Genomic DNA, 14,538 nt, shown 5'->3' with positions numbered 1-14,538 from the left:
ATAATGGAGTGAGGGACCATGGATCAGGCCACAGCAATCCGTCGGCTATCGGCTTTTGACCGGATGGGACATTCAGTTTTTACAACCCGGGATTTGGGCAAAATCTTTATTGAAGATTCCCCGCGGGCATTACAGGCTGGACTGGTCCGACTGGTTAAGAAAGATATTCTCCGTCGGATGATGAAAGGAATTTATACACTCCCCCTGTCAAGCACCTCTGCCAGCGATCTTCTGGAGCGCATTGCCATAGCCTTGCGAAGGGGGGAGTACAACTACATCAGTCTGGAATCCGCGCTATCGGAATATGGTGCTATTTCCCAGATTCCAGTCGATCGGCTGACCATCATGACTACGGGGCGGAAGGGAGAGTATAAAACCCCTTTTGGGGTTCTTGAATTTACCCACACCCGCCGTTCAGTCGCCGATATTCTGGACAGTGCCGTTGATCGTGACAGACCGTTAAAAATCGCCACGCCTGAGGCGGCCATGCGAGATTTAAGACGTGTAGGAAGGAATATTCATCTGGTGAAGGAGGCACAGAGTTATGAAAATGACCACTGAAGATTTCTCACAGCTGGTTGAACGGATTATGCAAAATAATAACCTTGCCCTGATGCGACCAGTCGTTGAGAAAGAGCTACTTCATTACGACATTCTGTTCTGTCTTGATCAGGAAGGCCTGTTGGATCATCTGGTGTTTCAGGGCGGTACGTCGCTTCGTTTGTGTCATGGTGGTAACCGGTTCAGTGAGGATCTGAACTTTGCCGGCGGAGTGGACTTTTCATCAGCGTCTCTTGCCAATATAAAGAAGTGTATTGAGGACTATATTGGTGCCAGATATGGTTTGGTGGTATCGGTTAAAGAACCGGCGACACTCAGAAAAGAGCCTTGTTATGCACAAATGAACATTGACAAATGGCAAATCTCAATAACAACTTCTCCAGGCCGTAAAGATATTCCTCGGCAAAAAATCAAGATTGAGGTCGCTAACGTGCCTGCATACACCAAAAAAGCATTGCCACTGAGAGTGAATTATCCGTTTCTTCCCGATGGCTATGGAGACACACTGGTATTCACTGAAACCCTTGACGAAGTGCTTGCAGACAAGCTGATTGCATTACCTGCGACACAAAAATACATTCGCTACCGTGATATATGGGATCTGCCCTGGCTTCTGCAACGTGGCGCCGAAATGAATGTTGAGCTGGTGAAAAAGAAAGTGGACGATTACCGGCTTGATGACTTTGGTTCTTTTGAACAACGGCTGGATCAATTGATTCGGAATATCCCTGAGATGGTATCCGATGATCGTATGAAAACGGAAATGCGGCGATTTATACCTTCTGACGTCTATGAACGCACACTGGGTAAGGAAAAATTTTCAAGCTATTTATCAGGGACGTTGAACCAACTGTTTAGCGGATTGAAGGGAGCGCTTTATGGTAAAAGTAAGCCTCCCGAGTTCAGAATGTGATGACGGTCGAATGTTTTTTTCTGGAGTAATGATGACATATGCATAACACTAACCCACCAGTCAAGCCGTCTATGGATTATGCTCAATTGCTGGAGGCTCTGAACCGAGCCAGCACCTTCGATCTGTTCCGGCTTAACGCCATGATCGACCTGGAGCTGGAGTCGTCAGAGCGCATAGGGCGGATCAAGGCGACGCTGACCATAGGACAGAAGCTGAGCTATTTTGACAGCAATAGCAATTCGCTTCGTGACTGTGAGGTCTTGCAGCTTAGGCAAAAGCGGGCACTGGTACTGGATTTTACTGATGGTAAACGCTGGTCAGTGCCTTACTACATGCTCAATCTTGAAGGAGCCGATGCCCGTGTTAATCATGAAACCCGGCAGGGGCTGAGTCGCCATGCCATTGCTGTTGGAGATCTGCTGGGTTTTAAAGATAAGCGGGGAGAGGAACATTTTGGGCATGTCCTCCGTCTGAATACTAAATCGGTCACCCTGAGGGTAGCAGAAGGGCGGTGGCGGGTCGCTTATTCACTACTCTACCGGGTTCTGGATGGGCAGGGTGACCAGGAAGGGGAACTGTTGATTGATGGTGAGAGGGCTGATCAGTGCAGTGAGACGGTTCAGGGTTCATTACTTGAATAAATAAAAACTGTCTTCTGATCATTGAACGCCAGAACCTCGCTTAGCTGTTATCCTGACTCAACATTTGCAGGCCTTTGTCACCGAAGCCTAACAGGTAAAGTATGCTATCCAGACCCAATATTGAGACAGACTGTCTGGCGCTCTGTCTGACCAGGGGCTTGGCCCTGAACGCAACACCCAGCCCGGCCACTCCCAGCATGGGCAGGTCGTTAGCTCCATCGCCTACGGCAATGGTTTGCTCCAGAGAAATCCCCTCTCTCCGGGCGATCTGTTGGAGCAGGGTCGCCTTGCGCTCGCCATTAACGATTTCACCTTTGACTGCACCAGTCACTTTGCCATCAACTATTTCCAGTTCATTGGCAAAGATATAGTCGACCCCTAATCGCTCCTGAAGGAAGCGAGCAAAGTAAGTAAAACCACCAGACAGAATGGCTGTTTTATAGCCCAGGGCATTCAGGCTCTGAAACAGCTTCTCAGCCCCTTCTGTTATAGGAAGCTTTTCGGCTATGCCTGCCAGAACCGACTCATCCAGACCTTTCAGCATGGCCAGTCTCTCGCGGAAACTCTCATTAAAATCCAGTTCGCCCTGCATGGCCCTTTCAGTGATTTCTGCCACCCTGTCACCCACACCCGCCGCTTCAGCCAGCCGATCAATAACCTCGGCTTCAATCAGGGTAGAGTCCATATCAAACACCGCCAGTCTGCGATTTTGACGATAGATGTCGTCTTCCTGAAAGGCCACATCCATATCCATCTCCGGGGAGATGTGTAAAAAGTCCGCTCTCAATTTATCCAGATCGGGAGAAACACCCCCGACCGAGAACTCCAGACAACGGCCAGACAGTCGGGTAATCTGATCGATATTCAGCCCATGTTCAGCCGTGATATTGGCAACACCGGCGATTTGTTCTGCCGTTATATTTCTGGAAAGCAGGGTCAGGATGTAACGATTGTTGCCCTGACCGGATACCCACTGTTCATAGTCTTCATCAGAAAGGGTCTGATAATTAAACTCAAGTTCAAGCTCATCAAAGTGAAAACGCAGATCTTTCACCACGGGAGAGGCTTCCAAACCTTCTGGCAATCGAAGGATGATCTGCCATGAAAGAGCCCCCCCGGTCAGGGTGTCACGGATAATTGACTGGCGAGTATCAAGCATTTCCAGCCCCCTGTTCTGATAAGCACAGGTAGCCATGATGGTCGTTATGGTGGCCATCAGACCGGGTTTATCTTGCCCTGTCACGTTGATCAGCAGAATCTCTCTCACAGTTCACCTGACTTCTTATCGTTTTGAATGAAAAACGGCGGTAACCGGCCTTTTTCTATCGCTCATGGCGGTTAGGTAGTGCATTGTAACTCATAGAGCTCATTGCCGTCAGGCAGTGAGGAGCCCTGACGCTTTTTGTCCTATATTCTGATCTGGTTAAAAGGGGGAATCACGTCATGGACAGCTCAAATAAAACACTTTATGAGTCAGAAAAATCTGGGAATTGGAAAACAAGCTACACTGTCGATTTGTTGCAGTAATCCATCAAAGGCAATGGGTATTTACCTGCTCTGCATCAATATCCCCACTCAACACACGACAATCAGGGTTTGTGTAGCATTGCAGGTCGGAGTGATCAATAGTCGGCACCGTTCAAGCATTAGGTGTTTCCAATTTATTTTCTGCTAAGTGGGGTTTTTCAATGCGAAACAGCTTACGGCAAACATTGTTATTTTTTACTTTGATTGCAGTAGGAACAGTTAAAGGAGATTCTCCCCCAACCCCTTCGCCTGAGCCATTATCTATAGTGCTAGGCGATGGTTCCATTATTGTTGTGGGCGATATAATTTTATCCATCCATGGTTTTACTCCGTTTTTTGATTCCCAAAAAGGCTCAGTACTGCTGATTTCAGACATTAACGAAAAAGATACCATCAGACTTCGGGCAGATGGTGGCCAGTCTCTGGTTGTGACTGATCGTTCAGGTCATCTGATCCACATTGATTTGCAGGCTCTGTTAGAGAAGAAGGCTGCTTTTGTGCCTGTTGATGCTTCAATTCAGACTGAAAAAACAGGACAGTTTTTTTCGGGCATCACTATAAAGGCAAAAACATTGCCAACTGGTTTAAACGGCTTGCCGACGAGTGTTTTTTTACAAAGCAGCGATTATCGAAAGAGCAGTCAGCGAGAACAATATTCAGGCAGCCTGACTCCAGATCAGACTATTTTTTCTCTTGCAGGTCTTGGCAGCAAGGGAAACTCTCCCTTGTCAACAAGTCATGGACTTCTGGGAATAAACGACGACAAATCAATACTCTCTAACTTTCTGGATTATCCGATAACACCAACTTTTGTAGAAGTGACGGCCTTTATGAATTATGAAAACTACGCAGATACTGAAAACGTTAATGACACTATGATTCTGCTGAGGTTCCTGGTGGAGAACTTGAGAACAGTTGAATTGCTTTATTGTTTTCTAATGACAGCTTTTTTTCCTGCAGAATTTTTTGGCGAAGAAGAATTTAAGGAAAGATTCAGGATGGAAAACCAGGACCAACCGCTGAACCTGGAAAGTCTTTATCATTTTTTGATATCCAGAAAACAAAGCGAAATAGACAATGCGTCCCAAGCCGTTGAAGGTTCAACCGGGGGCGCTTCGGCAGCATTGCCGGAGTCTGAAAGCGCACTGACAGCAGTGGGTTATGCGATTGCCAGACGGATTAGAACAATGTTCCCAAGAAATACAGATGAAAAGATCAATTCTATTCTGGAACAATTGCTTGGACCAGCGGTTACTTCGGAAGAAACGTTTTCAAGGCTTCCTCAAGATGAAGCAGCACTACTAGAAGATGGACAAGATGAAACAGCGCTTCTGGAAGATTCAATACTAGCAACATATGTTGCAATGTTTATTGCGCGACTTGCCAGAGAAAGAGCAGCTAGAGCAGGTACAGAAGAGTCAGATGAAGATGAAACCTCGAGCTCGAGCACAAGCGAAAACAGTGATTTTGAAAGATGGTATGAAGAAAAATATGGTGGCAAACCCAATTGACCTGTTTGGTGATACCTATGAGTTTCTGATCTCAAACTACGCCGCCAGGTAAGTCTCTATAAGTAAACCTTTTCACTATAAGCTGTATTTTCGTCAGGTTATTAGCCAACAGACAAGCCTTTAAGACCATCAAGTAACGATTTGATCTGTAATACCTCAAATTCACATTTTGCAGCTTGATAGACGGGGCCGCCAGGAGCAAAAAGGAGTTCTTCAAATTTGACGCTGGTTTGAATAGCTGGTAACCCATTCATATGACCACATTCGAGTGCACTTTTAATAGCACTATTATGGAATAAAGAGAATAACACCTCCTCCCCATAATAAAAGTGCTTATAAATAGCACTAAAACCATCACCGGATTTATGTTCCATAACTTCTGAAATATTGCAAGGTTCAAGATACCCGAGTAATTGGATGACCTTCTCAAATACTTGAATATACTGGCTAGAATCTGTCTTTTCAAAAAGTTTATCGATGGCAATTAGACTTTTTTTAACTGAATCCAAGCGCATTATGATTCTTGACAAAGTTTCCTGAGCTTTTTTGTTTGCTGCGTCTATTTCAATGCTTGTCTGGTTAGACACTACTCTCTGTTCAAGTGACGTGCTGGTGCTGGCAACGGCTCCCAACCTCTGAGATGAGCGATCGGGATCAATCCTGTTTACAGCATGACTCAATGAAGAATCAAGATTATCAGCTACCGTTGTAGTTCTGCCAAAACTGACACCCTCTGGTGTTTCCTTCTTAGGCTTTAGCGAAAATAAACCAACAATGCCGGAATTGTTATCTACATTATTCATATTTACTGCCTTTTTTAGCTAGCTTCGTTCTCACTTAGCAAGAGCATTAAAAAAATGACTTAATAGTTTTGAGTTAATTTTGGAACAAAGGTTCATAACATTGAAGTCAGTGCAATTAACAAACCTGCGAATAAGGCATGATCTATTCGATGATTTTATATTTACGGTAAGTCAGGCCACTTTCAGACAGTTACTTGTCATTTTGTAGTATTTTGGCGCTCCCAGACCTCTTCCGGGCGAGGCTTTCGGCGAAGGTAGACTGTCCCTTTTTTACTGACAGAGCTATCGAGATCCTTGCTCCGCCTATTGCTGATTGCAATAGCCAAATCTCTGAGTGGCAGCGTATTGTTAGAAGAACATCATTTTCAGGAATGCCTCAATGACCAGAGCCCCAACAAACTGTTTTAGCTGTTATTGCAGGGTCATTGATTTTACCCCGCAGCTGTCTTTGATTCACTCACCCTGTTCAACTTTGAGTACTGTGCAAACCATATCAAACAAAACGAGTAAGCTGTAGCTCACTATAAACTGCCTTTTCGCTCAGGTTATTCGTGGACAGGTAAACCTTTAAGACCATCAAGTAACGATTTGATCTGCAATACCTCAAATTCACATTTTGCAGCTTGATAACCGGGGCCACCAGGAGCAAAATAGAGTTCATCAAATAAGGCGCTGGTTTCAATAACTTCAGCTCCCTCCTTTAAAGAATAACCTTTACCACAAGTCATGAAAACATTATGGTGTAAAGAGAATAATACCTCAGACCCATAATAAAAATTAAAATCAGTAGTACAAAAAGAATGATCACCGATTTCAACAAAGCATGTGGAATCACAGCATTCTGCAGATTGTGAAATATTGCCAGGTTCAAGATGCTCAAGTAATTGGATTAAATTCTCAAATACTTGGATATCTGGGTTATGAGCTGTATTTCTACAATATTTATCCTCGGCAATTAGTCTTTCTTTCATACCATCCAAGTGATCTATGATTGCCGTCACATTCTCCTGAGCTTTTGTTTTTGCTGCGTCTATTTCGGTGTTCGTCTGGTTAGACACTACTCTTTGTCCAAGTGACGTGCTGGTGCTGGCAATAGTTTCCAAGCTCTGGCTTGAGTGATCGGTGTCATTTCCGTTTACAACATGGCTCAATGAAAAATCAACTTTGTCAGCTGCCATTGTGGTTCTGCCGAAGCTGACACCCTTTGGTATTTCTTCCTTAGGCTTTTGCGAAAATAAACCAACAATTCCGGAATTATTATCGACGCTATTCATATTTAATACCTCTTTAGTTAGTTCCGTTCTCACTTAGCAAAAACATTTAAAATTGATTCAATAGTTTAGAGTTGGTTTTGGAACGAAGGTTCATAACATTGAAGTCAGTGCAATTAACAAAGCTGTGAATAAGGGCTGATCTGTTCGATGATTTTATATTTACGGTAAGGCGACTTTTCAGGTACTTCCTTGTCATTTTGTAGTATTTTGAGTCTCCCAGCCCTCTTCTGGGTGAGGCTTTCGGCGAAGGTAGACTGTCCCTTTTTTACTGACAGAGCTATCGAGATCCTTGCTCCGCCTATTGCTGATTGCAATAGCCAAATCTCTGAGTGGCAGCGTATTGTTAGAAGAACATCATTTTCAGGAATGCCTCAATGACCAGAGCCCCAACAAACTGTTTTAGCTGTTATTGCAGGGTCATTGATTTTACCCCGCAGCTGTCTTTGATTCACTCACCCTGTTCAACTTTGAGTACTGTGCAAACCATATCAAACAAAACGAGTAAGCTGTAGCTCACTATAAACTGCCTTTTCGCTCAGGTTATTCGTGGACAGGTAAACCTTTAAGACCATCAAGTAACGATTTGATCTGCAATACCTCAAATTCACATTTTGCAGCTTGATAACCGGGGCCACCAGGAGCAAAATAGAGTTCATCAAATAAGGCGCTGGTTTCAACAACTCTAGCTCCCAGCTTCACAGGATTACGTGTATCACCAGGACTGACAGTATTCTGCAATAAAGAGAATAACATCTGATCCCTATAATAAACATTAAAATCAACAGTACTAAAAAAATCATCACCGAGTTTAACAGAACCTGCCCCAACATTAAATCTTACAGCTACTGAAATCTTGCAAGGTTCAAGATGCTGAAGTAATTGGATGATATTCTCTAATACTTGGATATCCGGAGTATGGGCTGTATTTCTACAATATTCATCCTCGGCAATTATTTTTGTTTTAAAATTATCTAAGTGATTTATAATTTTTGACACAGCCATCTGGGGTCTTTTTTTTGCTGCGTCTATTTCGGTGCTCACCTGGTTAGATACTACTCTCTGTTCTAGCAACGTGCTGGTGCTGGCAAGAGTTCCCAACCTCTGGCTTGAGTGACCAGTATCACTTCCGTTTACAAAATGGCTCAATGAAGAATCAACTTTGTCAGCTGCCATTGTGGTTCTGCCGAAGCTGACACCCTTTGGTGTTTCCTCCTTAGGCTTTAGTGAAAATAAACCAACAATTCCGGAATTATTATCTGCTTTATTCATATTTAATACCTCTTTAGTTAGCTTCATTCCCACTTAGCAAAAACATTTAAAACTGATTCAATAGTTTAGAGTTGGTTTTGGAACGAAGGTTCATAACATTGAAGTCAGTGCAATTAACAAAGCTGTGAATAAGGGCTGATCTGTTCGATGATTTTATATTTACGGTAAATAAGCCCACTTTTCAGACTGTTGCTTGTCATTTTGTAGTATTTTGACGCTCCCGGCCCACTTCTGGGCGAGGCTTTTCAGCGAAAGTGATAAACTGAACTCTTTTTTACTGACAGAGCTATCGAGACCCATGCTCCGCCTGTTGCTGATTGCAGTAGCCAAATCTCTGAGCGGTAGCGTGCTGTCAGAAGAACCTTATTTTCAGGAGTGCCTCAATGACCAGTGTCCAACGACGTTCGTGGCTCAGTAGTTGGCTGTGATTTTAAAAAAGAGACCAATAACAATGTGCTGACGGATCAACATATCCAGCAGATTATGGCGTTCTTCGACAGCAAGGACGATGTGGAGCATGTCGCAAAGTCGGTCAGCCTTGAGACGATCGCTGACAATGACTACAACCTGTCGGTCAGCAGTTATGTGGAAGCCAGGGATACCCGGGAGAAGGTTGATATTACTCAGTTGAATGCTGAGCTGAAAACCACGGTTGGCAGGATAGATCAGCTACGCTCGGAGATTGATGCCATTTTGGCTGAGTTAGAGGGTACAGAGGTTAAGGCATGAGAAAAGACAACAAAAAATTCGTTCGCAACTCCACTGCGGAGTTTCTGATTTTTACAGCCCAGTCCGAAACGCAGAGCATTGAAGCTCGTTATGAAGATACTACAATCTGGACACGATCATTTCTGTGAGCTAACGGGTGAACTCTGTGCGTGCTTCTCAGTTTCGCCAATGGGCTACCCAAGCCCTGAGAGACTTTGCCATCAGGGGTTATGTCATCGATAAAGAGCGTATGGAAAATGGCTCCTTTCTCGGGGAAGACTACTTTGAGAGACTGCTGGAAGAAATCCGCGAGATCCGCCTCAGCGAACGCAGATTTTATCAGAAAATAACTGATATTTACTCGACCAGCATCGATTACAACAAGGATGCTCCTATCACCCGAGAATTTTTTTCAAAGGTTCAGAATAAACTTCATTACGCAATTCATGGCCACACTGCAGCTGAACTGATCAAAGAACGCGCAAATAGCGAAAAAGCAAATATGGGGTTAACCAGCTGGAAAAACTCACCCGATGGCAAAGTCCTGAAAACTGATGTCTCTGTTGCGAAAAACTATCTTAGTAAAGAGGAGATGGATGGATTGAGCCGAATCGTCAACGCCTACCTTGAACTGGCGGAAGCACGTGCCCTGAGAAAGATGCCCATGACCATGGAGGACTGGGCCAAAAGACTGGACCAGTTCCTCGAATTCGATGACCGTGAGATCCTGCACAACTCTGGAACAGTATGCAAAGGACTGGGCAGAAAGTGAATTTGAAAAGTACCGCATTGTTCAAGACCGTCTGTTTGAAAGTGACTTCGACAAAGAGATAAAAAAATAGAAGCCTCCCAAAAAAAAATGGAGGCAAGCCATGATTCCGGCCAATCAATTAAACATCACCGACCAAATAGAACTGGCCAAAGCAGAAGAAAAGCTCAGCAAGCAAAAAGCCAAACAGCTCTTGGATTCTGGTGATATCAATGGATAAATTCGACATCCTGACCCACTCCATCACCGAAGGCTTACCCCGAGAAATTGAGCTGCGCCAAAAGCAGTACGAATACTACCGTGACCAGCTGCTAAGCTTCCCAAAGCCAGAAGAGAGGGCAGCCTGACATGAGCCATAAAAACCTGAGCCTGCAAGACCAAACCACCAAATTCCTGCTTTATACCGCTCCCGGTGGAGATGTAAAGGCAGAGAGGTCCTGCTGAACAATGAGACCCTATGGCTAACCCAGAAGCGTATGGCTGAACTGTTGGGCGTGGGTGTTCCAGCTATTTCCAGGCATCTGGAGAATATCTACTCCAGTGGCGAATTGGATCAAAAAGCAACTATTTCCATTTTGGAAACAGTTCAACAGGAGGGTAAGCGGGAGGTAAAACGCAAGCTCGAGTACTACAACCTGGATGCCGTCATTTCCGTAGGCTAACCCAAGCCACACAGTTCCGCATTTGGGCGATAGCCTTAATCAAGGAATACATCATCAAGGACTTTGCCATGGATGATGAACGTTTAAAAAATGGCCGGTATTTTGGTAAGGATTACTTTAAAGAGCTGCTGGGGCGGGTGCGTTCCATCCATGCCAGTGAGCGGCGTATTTACCAGCAGATTACCGATATCTTTGCCGAGTGCAGTATCGACTATCATCCCAAATCAGACACCACTCGTTTGTTTTATGCCCATGTGCAAGACAAATTTCATTTTGCTATTACCGGTCATACGGCAGCGGAAATCATCGCTTTAAAAGCCGATGCCGACCAACCGCTGATGGGCACTAATGACCTTATTTAAACAAACGTGCGTGTTTGAAAGTCAGGTTTTAACCACATTCTCTGTTAGAATCGTGCCTATTGGCACCCAATGCGTACTTCAATGCACAAAGCTCCGCGTGATCGGCACTCTGGCAGAACAGTTCAATGGAAGCGCCTGACATAACACCTTAGGAGGTTCGGCCTTGTCATTGCCGAAAAAAATCATCACCCTGTTTGCCAGACAATCAGAAGCTCTGTCCCTTCGCCAGCAACTATTGTTGCTGTTTGGCGTGCTTTTCACGGCCCTGACTCTGTCTACCGGCTTTCTGGTCAGCAGCGAGCTGGAGTCTGCCAGCCGTCATCAGGCTGACTCCATCGGAAGCCTGCTGAGTGCCCAGACAGCCAGTGCGGCCACCGATATGCTGGTCACAGGAGACAGGCTCAGTCTCAACGTATTGCTGGGACAGCTGGTGCAAAACCCCTACGTGGCCAAGGCCGCCATATACAGCATTGATAATCGTGAAATAGCCTCTTCAGAGAGCGATGAGGTCGGTGAGAAGGGTGAAACTTATTCGTCACCGATACACTATCAGGACGTAATTGCAGGCTATGTCCGCCTGCAACTGGACAGTGAGTTACTGACCCGAAATTCCGGCGATGCTCTGACACTGATCATTACGATCAGCATCATTCTTCTGATCAGTGGATTGTTGTTGCTCTCCTTTTTCGCCTCCAATATCACTTCCCGACTTAAGCTTATTGAAAGGCAGTTGCATTCTATTCTGCAATCCCCGGCCAATCCGGTCTCCTTTAGAAATGAAGTACTTCGACTCTCTGGTTTTGTGGAAAAACAACTGACTGAAAAACTGATGGACTCCATTGAGCCGGAACCCGAGGAAGAGGAAAAAGAGGAAATCTCGGCCATTATCAGTGTCCGCAATAAAAACCTGTCCCGATTGCGGCAACTGCTGGCCCCCCACGATCTGATGAACATTATTGAGACTCAGAGCGAAGCGCTCAGGTGTGCCACTCAACATTACCAGGGCGAGTTAAGTTACACACCAGATGGCACCGGGTATATTCACTTTTCCAGTCTGGAAAGTGCTTCTTTTGCCATGGATGCCCTGAGTTGTGCCCTGTTAATACAAAGTCTTAACAGGGTGGTTGGCGAGCAGAACATCGCTTCGCTGGAGATGGGATTGGGTATCTGTATCAGTGACGGTATCTGTGATTTCCCCGGTAGCGAGCATCCCTCACAATCCGACAATGCCGCCAGTCATGCGTTGATGCTGGCGAGTCTTCCTGACTCGGAAGGTATTCACATGTTTCGTGATCAGCTCAACTGGCTGCCAGCCGGAGAGCCCGAAATAAAACTCAGTGAACAGGGCGAAGATATTGTGGAGGTCACCGGTTTACCTGCAGAACAGCAGCAAGCCATTGCGCAGGAGGCTTATTCCATCAGCCGGGAGCTGGAGCAATAAATCTGTCGTTTGTTGAAGGAAGAGTAAACTCTCTTCCTCGGATTCTCATCTCAATACCCTGTCTGGCCATGTAGGTTTTGGCATGGGTGGTAGATTATTCACCAATGGTAGTGACCAAGACATCAGGAATGGCAAGATAAAGCAGAGGCAGAATGTTTTTAAAGCTCTTTTTATAGCTATGAAAAATTACTGCGATCATCATTTGTTGGAGGCTGATGAGTGACATTGCTGTATCGGAGAGATTATGAAGTCCAATCTAACCATAGTTAAAACAGCGATAGCGATAACTATTAGTTTGAGTTTTTACGCCCACGGCAGCGGTAATTACTCACAAAACACGACACAGACGACAACGCTTGCTCCAACTCCTATATCTGAAACCCAACAAACTCTGGCTATGGTATTTCCAAAATACACGACTGTGTTTGGTATTAAGGTTCGGGGCACAGAAAAAGTGCCCGATGAGAAACTGCTTCATGCTGCGAAAATCATGGCTGAATATCTCGATAACGATGATAATGGCCTTATCGACAATCAGCAAGTGGTAGATATGTTGGTTGCACAAGAAGCCACTTTGGCAATGATAGCTGACGATTCCGAACTACAACCTGTGAGGGATAAAGTCGGAAATAAGAAGAAACTACCCAATCTGCAAGACCTGAAAGCAAGCGAAACTCACCCAAATGGCGCGGCCAGAGGTGTATTTGATGGCGCCCTCGAAGAAGTACTGCATTTGATCACCCGTCTTGGCTACAGCAAAGTTTATCCTGAAGCGCTTGGCGAGCGACATGGTTCATTGATTGCCGATGCCATGGACAAAGCTCGTGGTGGTCGGTTTGATACAATCCCGGACAGTTACCCTAAACACGCCTGGTTCACTTATGAGGATGAAAGCTGTAACTACAGTTGCATGATCACTGAATATACTTATTTTGCACTGACTTCGATGCTCGGCGGTCAAGAGTTTCCCGGTCGATTGGAAAAAATCCAAAATGAATGGACATTAAACACCAGAGCTAAAGTACAATCAGGTGACCCTGATGTTTACAAAATCCTGACTAATCAGGCCTATTCACTGCCCAGTGTATTACCAGACGGTCAGTACAACTCGGCCCATTTCGAGATAAAAATGGGTGCTGATGAGTCAACAGTGGTCAGCACAGAAGCCCATGATTCTGCGACAAAAGCAGAACAAACGTCAGTCGTGCTGCTGGTCGCTGTAATGATCATTTTTGGAAAAGTGATGCTGTACTGACTGTAAAAATGCGGGAAGGAAAAAGTTTAATTTCTTTCCTTCTTACTATTTCAGACTCTCATCTCAATGCCATGCCTGGCCATGTAAGCTTTGGCCTGGGGAATAGAGTATTCAGCAAAGTGAAAAATACTCGCAGCCAGAACAGCATCGGCCTTACCTTCCTTCACAGCTTCAACCAGATGGTCCAGATTTCCGGCACCACCCGAGGCAATAACAGGAATGTCCAGAGCATTGGATATGGCTCGGGTTATGCCAATGTCGTAACCGTTCTTTACTCCATCCTGATCCATACTGGTCAGAAGAATTTCGCCAGCTCCCAACTGTTCCATTTTCCTGGCCCACTCAATCGCATCCAGTCCGGTTGGTTTTCGGCCGCCATGGGTAAAGATCTCCCAGCGTTCAGGCTCACCTGACAGGCTGACCTTCTTGGCATCGATGGCAACAACAATACATTGGGAGCCAAAACGATCGGCAGCTTCCTGAACAAATTCAGGATTAAAGACAGCAGCCGTATTAATACTGACTTTGTCGGCACCGGCATTGAGCATGGTACGAATATCTTCCACCTTGCGAATGCCGCCACCTACCGTCAGAGGGATGAACACTTCGCTGGCCATACGCTCAACGGTATGAACCATGGTGTCGCGGTCTTCATGGCTGGCGGTAATATCCAGAAAGGTGATCTCATCTGCACCCTCTTCGTTATAGCGGCGAGCCACTTCAACGGGGTCACCGGCATCACGGATATCAAGAAACTGGACGCCTTTCACTACTCTGCCATTGTCAACATCCAGACAGGGAATAATTCTTTTCGCTAAGCCCATTGAACGGCCTCTCTATTT

At 45.3% G+C, this 14,538-nt stretch carries 15 protein-coding genes and 1 pseudogene; 11 read left to right on the top strand and 5 right to left on the bottom strand.

The window, feature by feature from the left end; translation table 11 throughout:
- Positions 1-18: 18 nt before the first annotated feature.
- From abiEi to ACOMHB_RS01640, 3 genes are read left to right on the top strand one after another with little or no spacing between them, the layout of a single operon-like run.
- Positions 19-561 (top strand): type IV toxin-antitoxin system AbiEi family antitoxin, encoded by a 543-nt coding sequence (abiEi, locus tag ACOMHB_RS01650; protein ID WP_448215230.1) that lies wholly within the window; start codon positions 19-21, stop codon positions 559-561.
- A complete protein-coding gene (locus ACOMHB_RS01645; protein WP_448215229.1) occupies positions 545-1,474 on the top strand; it encodes a nucleotidyl transferase AbiEii/AbiGii toxin family protein in 930 nt (309 codons plus the stop codon). Before abiEi ends, ACOMHB_RS01645 begins: the two co-directional genes overlap by 17 nt.
- A 38-nt stretch (positions 1,475-1,512) precedes the next feature.
- Positions 1,513-2,115 (top strand): hypothetical protein, encoded by a 603-nt coding sequence (locus ACOMHB_RS01640; protein ID WP_448215228.1) that lies wholly within the window; start codon positions 1,513-1,515, stop codon positions 2,113-2,115.
- A gap of 40 nt (positions 2,116-2,155) precedes the next feature.
- On the opposite strand, the gene serB is transcribed toward ACOMHB_RS01640, so the two are convergent.
- Complete coding sequence (serB, locus tag ACOMHB_RS01635) at positions 2,156-3,382, bottom strand: phosphoserine phosphatase SerB (RefSeq protein WP_448215227.1); 1,227 nt, start codon at positions 3,380-3,382, stop codon at positions 2,156-2,158.
- Positions 3,383-3,803: 421 nt separating this feature from the next.
- On the opposite strand from serB, the gene ACOMHB_RS01630 reads away from it, so the two are divergent.
- Positions 3,804-5,153 (top strand): hypothetical protein, encoded by a 1,350-nt coding sequence (locus tag ACOMHB_RS01630; protein WP_448215226.1) that lies wholly within the window; start codon positions 3,804-3,806, stop codon positions 5,151-5,153.
- A gap of 101 nt (positions 5,154-5,254) precedes the next feature.
- Here the strand turns inward: ACOMHB_RS01630 and ACOMHB_RS01625 are convergent, their stop codons facing one another.
- From ACOMHB_RS01625 to ACOMHB_RS01615, 3 genes are all read right to left on the bottom strand, one after another.
- Positions 5,255-5,956, bottom strand: coding sequence for a hypothetical protein (locus tag ACOMHB_RS01625; RefSeq protein WP_448215225.1), 702 nt, complete (start codon positions 5,954-5,956; stop codon positions 5,255-5,257).
- A 545-nt stretch (positions 5,957-6,501) separates the two neighbouring features.
- The gene (locus ACOMHB_RS01620) at positions 6,502-7,230 is read right to left on the bottom strand and encodes a hypothetical protein (protein ID WP_448215224.1); all 729 of its coding nucleotides are present in this window, start codon (positions 7,228-7,230) and stop codon (positions 6,502-6,504) included.
- A gap of 540 nt (positions 7,231-7,770) precedes the next feature.
- Complete coding sequence (locus ACOMHB_RS01615) at positions 7,771-8,499, bottom strand: hypothetical protein (protein WP_448215223.1); 729 nt, start codon at positions 8,497-8,499, stop codon at positions 7,771-7,773.
- A 390-nt stretch (positions 8,500-8,889) separates the two neighbouring features.
- Here ACOMHB_RS01615 and ACOMHB_RS01610 point away from each other — a divergent pair, with 390 nt between their 5' ends.
- From ACOMHB_RS01610 to ACOMHB_RS01580, 7 genes and pseudogenes are all read left to right on the top strand, one after another.
- On the top strand, positions 8,890-9,228 hold the full coding sequence (locus tag ACOMHB_RS01610) for an N-6 DNA methylase (protein WP_448215222.1): 339 nt from the start codon (positions 8,890-8,892) through the stop codon (positions 9,226-9,228).
- Between the two features lie 145 nt (positions 9,229-9,373).
- Positions 9,374-9,979 carry a RhuM family protein gene (gene rhuM, locus ACOMHB_RS01605; RefSeq protein WP_448215221.1) on the top strand — a complete coding sequence of 202 codons (606 nt, stop codon included), beginning with the start codon at positions 9,374-9,376 and terminating at the stop codon, positions 9,977-9,979.
- 209 nt (positions 9,980-10,188) lie between these two features.
- Positions 10,189-10,323 (top strand): hypothetical protein, encoded by a 135-nt coding sequence (locus ACOMHB_RS01600; protein WP_448215220.1) that lies wholly within the window; start codon positions 10,189-10,191, stop codon positions 10,321-10,323.
- A gap of 129 nt (positions 10,324-10,452) precedes the next feature.
- On the top strand, positions 10,453-10,638 hold the full coding sequence (locus ACOMHB_RS01595; protein WP_448215219.1) for a virulence RhuM family protein: 186 nt from the start codon (positions 10,453-10,455) through the stop codon (positions 10,636-10,638).
- Positions 10,639-10,649: 11 nt separating this feature from the next.
- Positions 10,650-11,000: pseudogene (rhuM, locus tag ACOMHB_RS01590) on the top strand (RhuM family protein); the annotation flags it as partial.
- A gap of 163 nt (positions 11,001-11,163) precedes the next feature.
- Positions 11,164-12,441 carry an AhpA/YtjB family protein gene (locus ACOMHB_RS01585; RefSeq protein ID WP_448215218.1) on the top strand — a complete coding sequence of 426 codons (1,278 nt, stop codon included), beginning with the start codon at positions 11,164-11,166 and terminating at the stop codon, positions 12,439-12,441.
- Positions 12,442-12,685: 244 nt separating this feature from the next.
- Positions 12,686-13,696, top strand: a complete 1,011-nt coding sequence (locus ACOMHB_RS01580) for a hypothetical protein (RefSeq protein ID WP_448215217.1) — start codon at positions 12,686-12,688, stop codon at positions 13,694-13,696.
- A 50-nt stretch (positions 13,697-13,746) separates the two neighbouring features.
- Here the strand turns inward: ACOMHB_RS01580 and hisF are convergent, their stop codons facing one another.
- Positions 13,747-14,520: an imidazole glycerol phosphate synthase subunit HisF gene (gene hisF / locus ACOMHB_RS01575; protein ID WP_448215216.1), complete on the bottom strand. Its 774-nt coding sequence runs from the start codon at positions 14,518-14,520 to the stop codon at positions 13,747-13,749.
- Positions 14,521-14,538 lie beyond the last annotated feature (18 nt).

This window comes from Endozoicomonas sp. 2B-B, assembly GCF_053470045.1.
Note: the sequence above shows the minus strand (reverse complement) of the source record. Positions and strands in the feature narration are given on the sequence as shown.

Excerpts from the sequence above, each read along its gene's own strand:
- ACOMHB_RS01640 (WP_448215228.1), top strand. The coding sequence starts at position 1,513 with ATGCATAACACTAACCCACCAGTCAAGCCGTCTATGGATTATGCTCAA.
- ACOMHB_RS01600 (WP_448215220.1), top strand. The coding sequence starts at position 10,189 with ATGGATAAATTCGACATCCTGACCCACTCCATCACCGAAGGCTTACCC.
- ACOMHB_RS01630 (WP_448215226.1), top strand. The coding sequence starts at position 3,804 with ATGCGAAACAGCTTACGGCAAACATTGTTATTTTTTACTTTGATTGCA.
- ACOMHB_RS01620 (WP_448215224.1), bottom strand. The coding sequence starts at position 7,230 with ATGAATAGCGTCGATAATAATTCCGGAATTGTTGGTTTATTTTCGCAA.
- ACOMHB_RS01580 (WP_448215217.1), top strand. The coding sequence starts at position 12,686 with ATGAAGTCCAATCTAACCATAGTTAAAACAGCGATAGCGATAACTATT.
- ACOMHB_RS01625 (WP_448215225.1), bottom strand. The coding sequence starts at position 5,956 with ATGAATAATGTAGATAACAATTCCGGCATTGTTGGTTTATTTTCGCTA.
- ACOMHB_RS01595 (WP_448215219.1), top strand. The coding sequence starts at position 10,453 with ATGGCTGAACTGTTGGGCGTGGGTGTTCCAGCTATTTCCAGGCATCTG.
- abiEi (WP_448215230.1), top strand. The coding sequence starts at position 19 with ATGGATCAGGCCACAGCAATCCGTCGGCTATCGGCTTTTGACCGGATG.
- hisF (WP_448215216.1), bottom strand. The coding sequence starts at position 14,520 with ATGGGCTTAGCGAAAAGAATTATTCCCTGTCTGGATGTTGACAATGGC.
- ACOMHB_RS01645 (WP_448215229.1), top strand. The coding sequence starts at position 545 with ATGAAAATGACCACTGAAGATTTCTCACAGCTGGTTGAACGGATTATG.
- ACOMHB_RS01615 (WP_448215223.1), bottom strand. The coding sequence starts at position 8,499 with ATGAATAAAGCAGATAATAATTCCGGAATTGTTGGTTTATTTTCACTA.